General features: G+C 54.4%; 11 protein-coding genes. 4 read left to right on the top strand and 7 right to left on the bottom strand.

Features of this window, described 5'->3' with window-relative positions; genetic code table 11:
* Positions 1-118: 118 nt before the first annotated feature.
* The 7 genes from GM557_RS02740 to tkt form a co-directional block, all read right to left on the bottom strand.
* Positions 119-685, bottom strand: a complete 567-nt coding sequence (locus GM557_RS02740; protein ID WP_155572857.1) for a gluconokinase — start codon at positions 683-685, stop codon at positions 119-121.
* On the bottom strand, positions 673-1,359 hold the full coding sequence (rpiA, locus tag GM557_RS02735) for a ribose-5-phosphate isomerase RpiA (protein WP_155572856.1): 687 nt from the start codon (positions 1,357-1,359) through the stop codon (positions 673-675). Before rpiA ends, GM557_RS02740 begins: the two co-directional genes overlap by 13 nt.
* Positions 1,356-2,096, bottom strand: a complete 741-nt coding sequence (gene pgl / locus GM557_RS02730) for a 6-phosphogluconolactonase (protein WP_155572855.1) — start codon at positions 2,094-2,096, stop codon at positions 1,356-1,358. The genes rpiA and pgl overlap by 4 nt, the downstream gene beginning before the upstream one ends.
* Positions 2,097-2,125: 29 nt before the next feature.
* The gene (locus GM557_RS02725; protein ID WP_230873244.1) at positions 2,126-2,953 is read right to left on the bottom strand and encodes a Cof-type HAD-IIB family hydrolase; all 828 of its coding nucleotides are present in this window, start codon (positions 2,951-2,953) and stop codon (positions 2,126-2,128) included.
* Positions 2,954-3,025: 72 nt separating this feature from the next.
* Positions 3,026-4,030, bottom strand: coding sequence for a phosphogluconate dehydrogenase (NAD(+)-dependent, decarboxylating) (gene gnd / locus GM557_RS02720; protein WP_155572854.1), 1,005 nt, complete (start codon positions 4,028-4,030; stop codon positions 3,026-3,028).
* A gap of 2 nt (positions 4,031-4,032) precedes the next feature.
* Positions 4,033-6,879 (bottom strand): bifunctional transaldolase/phosoglucose isomerase, encoded by a 2,847-nt coding sequence (locus GM557_RS02715; protein WP_155572853.1) that lies wholly within the window; start codon positions 6,877-6,879, stop codon positions 4,033-4,035.
* A 15-nt stretch (positions 6,880-6,894) separates the two neighbouring features.
* Positions 6,895-8,961 (bottom strand): transketolase, encoded by a 2,067-nt coding sequence (tkt, locus tag GM557_RS02710; RefSeq protein ID WP_155572852.1) that lies wholly within the window; start codon positions 8,959-8,961, stop codon positions 6,895-6,897.
* A 319-nt stretch (positions 8,962-9,280) separates the two neighbouring features.
* On the opposite strand from tkt, the gene GM557_RS02705 reads away from it, so the two are divergent.
* The 4 genes from GM557_RS02705 to GM557_RS02690 are packed head-to-tail and all read left to right on the top strand — an operon-like array spanning position 9,281 to position 12,589.
* A complete protein-coding gene (locus GM557_RS02705) occupies positions 9,281-9,787 on the top strand; it encodes an ankyrin repeat domain-containing protein (protein ID WP_155572851.1) in 507 nt (168 codons plus the stop codon).
* Positions 9,784-10,848 carry a histidinol-phosphate transaminase gene (hisC, locus tag GM557_RS02700; RefSeq protein WP_155572850.1) on the top strand — a complete coding sequence of 355 codons (1,065 nt, stop codon included), beginning with the start codon at positions 9,784-9,786 and terminating at the stop codon, positions 10,846-10,848. Before GM557_RS02705 ends, hisC begins: the two co-directional genes overlap by 4 nt.
* 37 nt (positions 10,849-10,885) lie before the next feature.
* On the top strand, positions 10,886-12,124 hold the full coding sequence (locus GM557_RS02695) for an aminopeptidase (RefSeq protein WP_155572849.1): 1,239 nt from the start codon (positions 10,886-10,888) through the stop codon (positions 12,122-12,124).
* Between the two features lie 21 nt (positions 12,125-12,145).
* Positions 12,146-12,589, top strand: a complete 444-nt coding sequence (locus tag GM557_RS02690; RefSeq protein ID WP_155572848.1) for a hypothetical protein — start codon at positions 12,146-12,148, stop codon at positions 12,587-12,589.
* Positions 12,590-12,776: the final 187 nt, after the last annotated feature.

Here is a 12,776-nt window from a genome sequence, read left to right as displayed (position 1 = left end):
CAATAGCAAAGCCTCAATTTGATAAAATGATCCCCCTTCCTCACAAAAATAGCGGGGCCGAAACCCCGCTATTTCATCTCGTTAAAAAAACGTCCTAAACCGCATAAGCGGCCTTGAGTTAGAAGTTCTCCGGCGGAGGAACAACACGCAGACGCTCAATCACGCGGTCACGCAATTCCTCTGGGGTAGCATCACCCGGTACGCGGATAACAGGCTCATCATCCGTTGGCTCCTCAAGAGTAGCCAACTGGCTTGGCAGCAAGGAAGGTGGCATATAATGCCCCACGCGATGCTGCAAACGCTCCTCGATAATCTTCGGGTCTACCTTCAGGTAAACGAACTGAACCGGAATATGCTTAGCAAGAGCCTCGCGATATTTCTTCTTCAGCGCGGAGCAGGTCAGCACAGCACCTGTTCCCTTCTCGGCACATTTTGCCAGCCAGTCATGGCATAGCTCCAGCCAAGGCGCGCGGTCCTCATCGGTCAACGGGTGGCCAGAACGCATCTTCTCCACATTCGCCTTGGGGTGAAGGTCATCACCTTCCTGAAACGGCCATCCAAGACTCTTAGATAGCAACTCCGCTACAGTCGTCTTACCGTTGCCGGAAACACCCATCACCACAATATAATGCGGAGCGATACCAGCGGCAGCTTTGGCTGCCTCTTGCTCTGTCATGGCGCCCATTGTTCAACCTCCCGTTCGGTTGCAACCAGTACATCGGTTGCCATATTGGGGAACAGTCCATGCTCCACCACACCTACAATCCCATCAAGCCGTGCCGCTAATGCTTGCACATCCTCAATAGGGCCAAAGGTACAATCGAGTATTCTATTCCCATTATCGGTAGTAAGAAGCTCACCAGTAAGCTTCCTGCGGGGGCGGATTATCTTTGCCCCCATGGCTTCCAGACGGGCCGCCGTTGCCTCATACCCAAAAGGAACAACCTCCACAGGTACGGGCACCCGCTCGCCAAGCTGGTTCACCGGTTTTGTCGCATCGACAATAACGACAAAACGCCGTGATGCCTGCGCAACAATCTTCTCACGCAGCAAAGCCGCCCCTAGCCCCTTGATGAGATGTAGCGTCTTACGCTCAACCTCATCAGCACCATCAATGGTGATGTCGACTACAGAATGCTCTGCAAATGTTGTGATTTTAATCCCTGCTGCACGAGCTAAAGCAGCCGATTCCTCAGATGTCGGAATGGCTAGAATATCCAGCCCCTCAGCCACACGCTCGCCTAGACGCTCAATCATGAAGGCGGCAGTACTGCCTGTGCCAAGCCCAACAACCATCCCCGATTCAACGAGGCTGGCGGCATAATGAGCAGCGGCACGTTTGCAGTCATCAACGTTCATGAAGGCTCTCCAGCAGCAGCACTGTCGGCCAGTATGAGGATTTCTCCCTCTGATACAATACACCCTGATGGGATGCTGCCATCCCCCTGACGCAAACGGGCCAACATTGGTACTTTATTTTCCCCCGTCACCAAAAAGACCACTAACTTGCTAGAGGCAATGGCTGGGTATGTCAGGGTAAGACGCTCATGCGGGGCTGTTTTGGGGGCGGATACCCCTACCCAAGCGGTTTTCTCTTGTAAAACAGCCTCACCGGGAAAGAGAGAGGCCGTATGCCCATCTGTCCCTAAGCCCAGCATGACGATATCAAAAAGGGGATGCCCTGCCTCTAATGTCTTACGGCCATAAGCATGTTCCAACACGGTTTGATACTGTGCGGCATCAGCTTGGGCGGTCCCTTTTGTCGGCATAGGATGAATCTGAGCGGCCGGGATCGCTACTTTGGAGAGCAATAATGTCTTAGCACTCGTATGATTGCTATCCTCATGGCCCTCTGGCACATGACGCTCATCCCCATAGAAAATCTCTACGCGTGACCAATCAATTTGTTGCGCTACCTCTGGACGTGCAAGAATCGAGAATAACTTTTTAGGGGTGGACCCACCAGAAAGCGCAATACGGGCCTTACCGTCCCGCTTATTACGCACCGTCTCTATTAATAGCTCTGCCATTTTCATGGCGACAGCATCAGCATCCTTCAACACATCCACAACGGCGTAGCGCATATCTGTTGTCATACCCATAACTCTCCGAATCACTAACTACCCTATTGTGATAGGGCTGCGGGTATAATGAACCTCTCTGCCGCATATGCCCAGCCATCTTCAGCAGGTGTTTTTGTCACATAGCGTGCCTGCGCCTTTACGCCCTCTGGGGCTTGGCCCATCGCAATGCTCATCCCCGCTACGCTCAACATCGGTAAATCATTCGGCGCATCACCCAAAACCGCTACATTCTGCGGGGTTACGCCATAAAGCTGGGCAAGCTCCCTCACCGCATCACCCTTATTGGCTAGGGCGGGCGTAATGTTCAATTTATGTGGTGCTGAACGCAACATACTGGCCCGCCCCCCAAAAGACGCAGGCAATTCAGCCTCTAACCGCGCGATTAAGGCCGTATCCTCCGAGCATACCATCACACGATTCACAGCCTCATCTTGTAAGGAAAGTTCAGCAACTTCCCGCGGGGTAATGCCTGTTAGATTATGCTCGCGTTGTACTAAAGCCGTACTTGCATCCCTAACAAGCCATTCACGTTCGGTCTGGAACCATAGCTCTACCGGCAAGGGCGCAAGCCGTGCCAGCAAGGCTGTTACATCCTCGGGTGGGAAACGATAGCTTTTTAAAATTGTGCCATCAGGGGAAAAGAACACCCCCCCATTAAACCCCGCGCACGGCCCCTTTAGCCCTAACTGCCGCACATAAGGCAGAATCGCCGCAGGCAAACGCGCACTTACAAGCGCAACAGGGACATGATGCGCGGCAAGCTGCTCCACCGCTTTGCATGTCGCGGGGGAAAGGCGTTTATCGGGGCCGAGAATGGTGCCATCCATATCAGACAACACCAATTTGATTATGGGGGCTGTATCGCTCATCCTGACCATCCTCCTTAAAGGAGGCTAGGGGCGGATGCCCCCAACCGCCCCTTACGCCCTATACCAGGCCTTTTATTTTTTACGCTCTACATGCCCACCAAAGCCGTAACGCATGGCGGAGAGAGCTTTCTCGGCAAAATTATTACCTGTCCGAGAGCGGAAGCGTGTAAAGAGGGCCGCTGTCATCACAGGAGCGGGCACATCCTCCTCAATCGCTGCCTCAATCGTCCAGCGTCCTTCACCAGAATCCTGCACTTCCCCACTAAACTCGCTTAGGTCGGAAGAGCGGGCAAGAGCCTCGGCTGTGAGGTCTAACAACCAAGAGGAGACGACACTGCCACGACGCCACACCTCTGCAATATCAGCTAGGTGAAGGTCATAACGCTCATCTTCAGGCAATTTGGCAGAGTTCTTGCTGGCGAGAACATCAAACCCCTCGGCAATGGCCTGCATCATGCCATATTCGATGCCGTTATGAATCATCTTCACAAAATGGCCTGCCCCAGCAGGGCCGCAATAAAGATAGCCTTTCTCGGCCCGTTGGTCGTGACGGCCATCATCTTCACGGTCTGGCGTACGCGGCACATCACCAACACCCGGTGCCAATGCATCAAGAATCGGGTCCACATAATCAGCAGCATGTTTCTCGCCGCCATACATCATGCAATAGCCGCGCTCTAACCCCCACACACCGCCAGATGTGCCGACATCAATATAATCAATGCCCCGCTCACCTAGCTCTTTCGCGCGGCGAATATCCTCTTTGTAATAGGTATTGCCACCATCAATGATGATGTCACCCTTCCCCAAGAGAGGGGCAAGCTTTTGGATGCAATCCTCAGTGACCTTCCCCGCTGGCAACATGACCCAAATCACGCGGCGTTCCTCCCCAGAGAGAAGCTCCACCATTTTCTCAAAAGTAGGAGCCCCCTGCGCACGCCCTGCCTCGCAACGCTCAACGGTGCGGTCGATAACGGCAGCGGTCCGGTCAAACGCAACGACATCATGGCCTTTACGAGTCAGGCGGACGGCAATATTACCGCCCATACGGCCTAGCCCAATAATTCCGATACGCATCCTCAAGCTCCTTTTAAAATCTCTGTCACCAGTTGAGCGAGACGGTCCAACCCTGCTTGCAACGGCCCTGTAATATGCACGCGTAAAGCACGACGCCCACGCGAGGCAAGAACATCGAAATCCCCTCTGGCCTGGGCGGCTTTGACAACGCCAAAGCTATACGCATAGCCCGGGATAGACAGGTCAGCAGCATCATCTGCCGTTATTTGGAGGAACACACCGCTATTGGGGCCTCCTTTATAGGCCTGACCTGTCGAATGGAGGAAACGCGGGCCAAACTGCGCTGCTGTTGCCACATGGAGCTGCTCTCTCAACGCCACCCTAACCGTCTGCTCCCAAGCGATATGAGCTTTATTTCGCTCAATGTAAGCCAGGAGACCAATATAATCATTCTTCCCTACGCGGTCAAAATGCGCTTTGAGGATGGCTTTGGCATCCTTCCCCGCCAAAGCCTCATGATTACGCTCATCAGCATAAAAAGCGAGGTTGCCATCCTTTGCAAAGGGGGCTTCCTCTGGCAAACGCCCTGTCTCTGCATAAGCTTTTGTCAGTTTCCGCGTCTCAACCTTGCTAAACTCCACATCAGGTTGATCGAACGGGTCAATCCCCAAAACAGAGCCCGCTACGGCTGTTGCAAACTCAAAGACAAAGAAGGCTTGGACAATCTGCTCCACCGTATCAAGATGCAGTGTCACGACTGGGTGACCTGCCTCACGCAGAGCTTTCAGCCCCGGGCTTACAGGCTCATGCCCAAGCCGCAACTCCACAAAGATGCGGTCATCACTATAGACATCCGGCCGGCCCAACGGCTCGCCATCAATAGGGATGAGCCCCGTACCGCTCTTACCCGTACTTTCTGCCAAAAGCTGCTCTAGCCATGCCCCGAGGGAGGCAATCTGCTCAGAGGCAACAAAGGTCACCTTATCCCGGCGGAAGGTCGTTGCCGCCACACCGAGAGCCAAACCAAGATTTATACCCGGATTCGTCACAGGGGGGACAGAGGCATCGCATGCCTCAATCATCAGCTGTGTGCAGTTCAACAACGCACGCACATCATATCCGGCAGCGGCTGCGGGGGTGAGACCAAAGGGGGAGAGAACAGAATACCGCCCCCCAATCTCTGGATTACCGTGGAAGATATGCGCAAAACCGTGATCCTGCGCTACAGTCTCAAGCGAGGAGCCGGGGTCTGTCACCGCTACAAAGCGGTCCCCCGGTTTACGGCCAAGGGCTGTCCCCGCTAAGGCCCAGAAATACGCAAAAAGAATATTTGGCTCGAGCGTGCTGCCCGATTTACTGGAAACGATGAAGAGTGTCTTGGTAGGATCAATCGCCTTAGCAAAGCTCGCAACCTGCTGCGGGTCCGTGCTATCCAGCACATGCAACTTCGGCCCGTCAGATACCTGGCCAAATATCTCCGCCAGAACCTCCGGCCCAAGGCTAGAGCCACCCATCGCAAGGAGCAGCACATCGCTATAACCGCGCTCTTTTACCTCGCGCTGTAAGGCCTCGTAGGCATTAATATGGGCCATGCCATCTTTAACGACATCAAGCCAGCCGAGCCATTTGCTCTCTGGCCCATTTGTCCAAACAGACGCATCGCGCTCCCACAGGCGGCGCACCTTACCATCCTGCGTCCAGCTTTTACCCGCTGCGACAACAGCGTTATCCAACTCATCCGATAATGCTAAGGATACTCGCATAAGACGTCCCCCCAAAACAGCCTCTCGGCGGGCTGCAACCGCACCGAGTAATCCATCAAAAGCAGCTTTAAACGCTGCTACACCTTCGCCCAACAACGTGGTGGTTACCGCTGGGAGATCAAGTCCTAGCCGGTCTGCATCCTCTAGAATCAGGCGCGATTGCTCCACATGATCCGCTAAGCGCGCTTGGGGCACACCATGGTCCCTAAACGCCTCGAGCGTATGTGGTGGTACCGTATTGACAGTATCCTCGCCAATCAGCTCCTCTACATAGAGGACATCACGATAGGTCTTATCTTTTGTACTCGTACTGGCCCAAAGCAAACGCTGGGTTTGCGCGCCCTTTTCTGCCAAAGCTTGCCAACGCGGACTCGCCACAACATGCAAATAATGTTGATACGCCATACGCGCATTGGCAATAGCAACCTTCCCACGCAAACGCTTCAACGCGTCCGCTTGCGGGTCCCGCGCAGCGATGCGCCGGTCGATCATCGCATCAATCCGCCCATCAATGCGGCTTACGAAGAAGGATGCCACGCTCCCAATCTGGGAAATGGGTTGGCCTCTCTGAACGCGCGCCTCTAATCCACGCAGATAAGCCTCCAGCACGTTTTCGTACATGGATTGAGCAAAAAGCAGCGTGATATTAACATTTATCCCCTCCGCAATGGCCTGCTCAATCGCTGGGAGGGCGGCCTCTGTCGCGGGGATTTTAATCATCACATTGGGCTGATTAACACGCTGCCATAACCTGCGAGCCTCATGCAACGTGGCCTCAGCATCATCAGCGAGATAGGGTGAGACCTCTAAGCTGACATAACCATCCCGGCCGGATGTCTCATCAAATACAGGGCGCAAGACACGACAAGCTTGGCGGATATCCGCCACCGCTACGGCTTCATACAAGGCACCAGCAGGCAAGCTCTCCTCACACAGTAGCTCCTGCACGGCTTCCTCATATTCCGCCCCTTGGCCGATAGCTTGCTCAAAAATCGCCGGGTTGGAGGTCACCCCTTTAAGGGCATCCTCCTTCACCAGAGAGGCCAAACGGCCTTCTTCAATAAAATCCCGCCTGATAAAATCGAGCCAAATAGATTGGCCGTATCCTGCCAGACGCGTAAGGGGGGTGTCCGGCTTACGCCCCATATCTTTCCTCCTCCATCAAACCGTTTGTTGGCCCAACAAACGGCGTGCTTGTGTGTACACAGCCTCTACCGTAAAGCCGAACTTCTCCATCAATTCCGCCGCAGCACCAGACTCGCCAAAGCGATTCATCGCGATAACGACACCATCTAGGCCGATATAGCGGTCCCACCCAAAGGATGACGCCATCTCGACCCCAACCCGCAAGCGCACCGCAGGTGGCAATACAGCATCACGATAGGCTTCCTCTTGCGCATCGAACAGATCGAAACTCGGCATAGACACCACGCGCGCCTTAACCCCCTCAGCAGAGAGACGCTCATACACCTCTACCACCAAAGAGACCTCAGAGCCTGATGCTAACAGCAAAATCTCTGGCGTGCCTTCGCAATCTGCCAAAACATACCCCCCACGCGCCACACCAGCGGCAGAGGCATAGCGGCTACGATCCAATGTGGGGAGATTCTGGCGCGTAAGAGCAAGAGCCACCGGCCCCGCACGATGGCCCATCGCAACACGCCAGCTCTCTACCACCTCATTAGCATCAGCAGGACGCAGCAATGTAAGCCCCGGCATGGAGCGGAACTGGGCAAATTGCTCGATAGGCTGGTGCGTTGGCCCATCCTCCCCCACACCGATGGAATCATGTGTCAGCACATAAATCACAGGCAGGTGCATCAACGCGGCAAGACGCATCGCAGGCTTCATGTAATCCGAAAAAATTACAAACCCAGCGCAGAAAGGCCGCAGCCCACTCAAAGCCAGCCCGTTACAAATGGCTGCCATGGCATGTTCACGCACACCAAAATGAACATTACGCCCACCATAATGCCCGCTGCCTTCCCCTTGGTTAGAGGGTGCCTGCAAAGAGGATTCCCCTTTAATCAGGGTCCGTGTCGAAGGCGCAAGGTCCGCCGCTCCCCCCATAAGCCACGGCACATGAGTTGCCATGACATTGAGCACCTCACCAGAGCTTTGGCGCGAGGCAATCCCCTTTGCATCTGTGGGATAATGAGGGAAGTTATGCTCCCACCCTTCTGGGAGCGTGCCAGCGAAAATATGCTTTAGCTCCCGCCCTTCTTGCGGATATTGCACACAATAAGCCGCAAATTGCTCCTCCCACCGCGCTTGCGCTTCCGCCCCGCGCTTGCCAGAGAGGGCCTCAAAATGCTCCCTTATTCCATCCGGGACGGTAAAATGTGGGGCATCATGCGGCCAACCATAGGCCTTCTTAGCCCCTATAAGGGCCTCCATACCCAGCGGCTCACCATGGGCCGAGGCCGTCCCGGCTTTGCCCGGTGCGCCATAACCGATGATGGTATTCAGGATAATCAAAGTCGGGCGGTCCGTCTCCTCCCGCCCTTGCTTGAGAGCCGCGCAAATAGCGGGGACGTCATTCCCATCCTCAACTTCCAGGACCTGCCAGCCATAAGCAGCAAAACGTGCAGCAACATCCTCGGTGAAGGTCACATCTGTAGAGCCTTCAATCGAGATGCGATTGCTATCATACACCCATGTCAGATTGCCTAATTTGAGATGCCCTGCAAAAGAGGCCGCCTCACTGGCTACCCCCTCCATCACATCACCATCGCCACAAAAGGCCGTGATGTGATAGCCAAACAAATCAAACCCCGGCCTGCCATAACGCGTTGCCAACCACCGCTCGGCCATCGCCATACCTACGGCACTACTGCACCCTTGGCCTAAAGGCCCTGTGGTCATCTCCACCCCTGCGGTGAGGCCATATTCTGGGTGGCCCGGCGTGCGCGCCTCAAACCGGCGAAAGTTCTTTAAATCCTCCAAGGTAAGTGCGGGACGGTCCACGACCTTTCCGTCCTCTATATCCTTCACACCAGCGAGGAAAATAGTCGCATAAAGCAGGATGGAGGCGTGCCCTCCTGAGAGGATAAATCGATCCCGCCCCGGCCAAAAGGGATCAGCCGGATTATAATACATTGTAAACTGCCAATAAGCATACATAGCCGGAGCCAGAGCCATTGCGGTACCCGGATGGCCGGATGTTGCGCGCTCTACACCATCCATCACCAATGTGCGGATCGTGTCTATGCCAAGTTGAGACAGCATACTATTCACTGATCTAACGTCCTTAAGTCAAAACATCGTCCGGTCGCCTGCCATCAGCCCTGTGCCCCTTAACACAGCCCAATGACAGTCCAGACATTCTACAACTGGCCTTATACGGCAAAAGAACGCAATGCCTAACACGCAAATAAGGTTAATTTTCCCTATAATTTCATCCTCATAACGGCAGAGTGACCATTATCGCCCCTCCCTGCACATGCCTGCCGCACCGTCTCCCCCTCTTGACCTTACCGCTCACACGCAAGAGAGTAGATATACTTGTTAATCAGTCTGTTCTCCTTTTTTAAAAAGCACCCTGCCCATGTCCCAACCCACTATGTCCTTCACCCCAGAGCAAATTACCACGCTCTTTATTGATGCTGCCCGTAATGGGGAGACTGACCTTGTTACGCAATTTCTGGACGCTGGGATGCCCGCAGATTGCACCAACAACCAAGGTTATACGCCCCTCATTGTCGCAACCTATAATGAGCAGCTCGATACCGCGCGTTTGCTGCTAGAGCGCGGGGCCGACCCTAATGGCGTGGATGCAAAAGGGGCAACTGCTCTCTCCGGTGTGGCCTTTAAAGGCTTTGAACCCATTGCCCGCCTCCTCTTAGAGCATGGGGCGAAAGTGGACCATCCTAATCATGCAGGGCGGACACCTCTTATGTTCGCCATCATGTTTGGGCGGCAAGCAATGGCGCGCTTCTTGCTAAACCATGGGGCCAACCCAGACCTCCGCGATGCTGAGGGCCTCTCCGCACGCGACCTTGCCCATCGTCAAGGTCTTGGCAGCCTCTTTGAAGCAAAGGCAACACACCCATGAGCCGCTTTTGGAACCAACGGGTCCATACCCTCAAGCCCTATATCCCCGGCGAGCAGCCACGCATGGCAAAGCTGGTTAAGCTCAATACCAACGAATCCCCCTACGGCCCTTCTCCGCGCGCGCTAGAGGCTATCAAAGCCAGTGCTGATGACACGCTGCGCTTGTACCCAGACCCTACCGCCCTAGCCCTGCGTACAGCCATTGCCGCACAAGCAAATGTCCCCGTTGAGTGTGTTTTTGTCGGCAATGGGTCTGATGAGGTCCTCGCTCACACATTCCGCGCCTTATTCCGAGATGATGCCCCTGTCCTCTTCAGCGATGTGACATATGGCTTCTACCCCATCTATTGCCAATTATTTGGGCTAACATACCGCACCATCCCGTTACGCGATGATTTCACCATCGCGCCAGAAGATTATGAAGGGCCTACGGGGGGCATCATCATTGCTAACCCTAATGCCAATACAGGCATCAGCCTGCCTTTACCGGCCATTGAATCACTTCTCCAACGCGTCTCGGAACAGGTTGTGGTGATTGATGAAGCCTATGTGGATTTCGGTGGGGAGAGTGCTATCAGCTTAATCGACCGCTATCCCAATCTTCTTGTCATTCGCACCTTCTCCAAATCATCAGGATTAGCAGGGCTGCGCGTAGGATACGCCATTGGCTCGCCCCCCTTAATTGAAGGGCTGACACGCGTGAAGGATAGCTTCAACTCCTACCCTCTCTCCCGCCCTGCCCAAGTAGGGGCGGAAGCCTCCATCCGTGATGAGGCATGGCTTAAACAAACAACAGCCCGCATCATCGCCACACGCGAGCGCATTATCACGGCTTTGCAGAAGCGTGGGATGGAAGTCCTCCCCTCCACGGCTAATTTTATTTTAGTCCATCATCCCTCTTGCTCTGCGGCGCATATCTTCACCGCCTTGCGGGAACGCGCCATCATTGTCCGCCATCAAGGTGATAGCCCACGCATCAGCGATTGGTTACGCATCACCATCGGCACAGATGAGGAGATGGATAGCCTCCTCACCGCCCTTGATGACATACTCCCCCGCTAAACGCCCCCATGCAGCTCCTCCAAAGGATTATATGACGATGCCTACATCTTCTTTCACCCATGACCAGCTTTTAGACCGTCTAGCAGAAGTTGCCGTCCGCACGGGGTTAAATATTACACCCGGCCAGCAGCTTGTTATTACCGCAGGGCTGGAAGCCGTCCCGCTTATCCGGCGCATCACCACCCATGCCTATAAAGCAGGGGCCTCACTCGTCACAACGCTGTATCAGGATGATGAAACCACTCTGGCCCGTTTCCACCACGCCCGTGAGGAGAGCTTTGATACAGCTGCGGGCTGGCTGGCCAATGGCATGGCTGAAGCCTTCCGCAATGGCGCAGCCCGCATGGCCATCACCGGGGGCAACCCCACCCTTCTAAAGGGGCAAAACCCCGAGCATATCTCCCGTGCGAGCCGGGCAAGCTCCGCTGCTCATCGCCCCGCGATGGAGCTTATCACAAGCTTTGATATTAATTGGAACATCATCGCCTGTGCTACCCCCGCTTGGGCGCAGCAGGTCTTCCCCCATCTCCCAGAGGATGAAGCCCTCGCTGCCTTATGGAAAGGCATCTTCCATGCCTCCCGCGTGGATGTTGCAGACCCTGTAGCGGCTTGGGCAGAGCATAATAAAACCCTCCATGCCCGCGCGGCTATGCTCAATGATGCTCGGTTCGATGCCTTGCACTTCACCGGGCCGGGGACGGACCTTACCGTTGGCCTCGCAGATGGGCACCTCTGGACAGGTGGGGCAGAAGCTGCGGGCAATGGTGTGGTCTGCAACCCCAATATCCCAACGGAGGAAGTCTTTACGACTCCCCATTGTGCGCGGGTAGAAGGTACCGTCTCCAGCACGAAGCCGCTGTTTCATCAAGGGTCCCTCATTGATGGGATTCAGGTCCGGTTTGAGAAAGGCCGCATCGTGGAGGCCCATGCTCAAAAGGGCGAAGATGTCCTCCAACGGATTTTGGAGAGTGATGAAGGCGCGCGCCGTATTGGGGAGGTGGCCCTTGTACCTCATTCCTCACCAATTTCCCAAAGCGGTATTCTCTACCAAAACACCCTTTTTGATGAAAATGCCGCGTGCCATATAGCCCTCGGCCAAGCCTACACAAAATGTATGATCGACCCTGAAGGCTTGAGCGAAGATGAGCTCATCGCCCGTGGGGCCAATCATTCCATGATTCATATTGATTGGATGATTGGCTCTGGCGAGATTGATATTGATGGTGTGAAAGACGGCCAGCGCGTTCCTCTCATGCGTGCAGGGGAATGGGTGTAACGTCAAGCAGGATAAACGCCCATGGCCATTACGCTCGACCCTGCCCATCTGCCTAAGTTGGATGTCCTCTCCCTCGCTCAAAACGGTCTCATCCTCCGTGCTGAGCGAGAGACGCCAGAAGGGAGCATCCCCTGCTTTCTCACCCGCGCAGGGTGGGAGGAGCTAATAGCGCACCATAAAACCACGCCAGAGGAAACAGAGGCGCAGATTGCAGCGCGCCTCCTCCCTGCCTTAGAGCGTATTTGCGCTCGCCTCCTCAGTGAAGCCGCCAAAGAGGCCGAGCAACAACATAAAGAGGACGCCACCGTCTTTACCCTCCAGACGGACCTTTTCCCAAGCTCCGCCCAGACACGCCTTGTCTTTGTTGCTGATAAAACCCATCCCGTTGCCTGCGCCTTGATTGGAACGGTCGAACACATCACTCATATATTGGCGATAACGCATAATAATGTCGGGCAGGCTTAAAGCGACTTCACGAAAATGCGATTCGTCTTCATTCACTCCCCTGATAATGGGCTATTTATGGCGAAAAGATGGCATTAAATTGACTTACAAGTAATTGAAAAATCCAATAAATAGACACAAAATAATAAGCATACCCGTTAATTATGTTCACGATATAATAATTTTACGTTAATTTAAAAATTAAATT

It is taken from the genome of Bombella sp. ESL0385 (assembly GCF_009725755.1).
Lineage (GTDB): Bacteria > Pseudomonadota > Alphaproteobacteria > Acetobacterales > Acetobacteraceae > Bombella > Bombella pollinis.
Note: the sequence above shows the minus strand (reverse complement) of the source record. Positions and strands in the feature narration are given on the sequence as shown.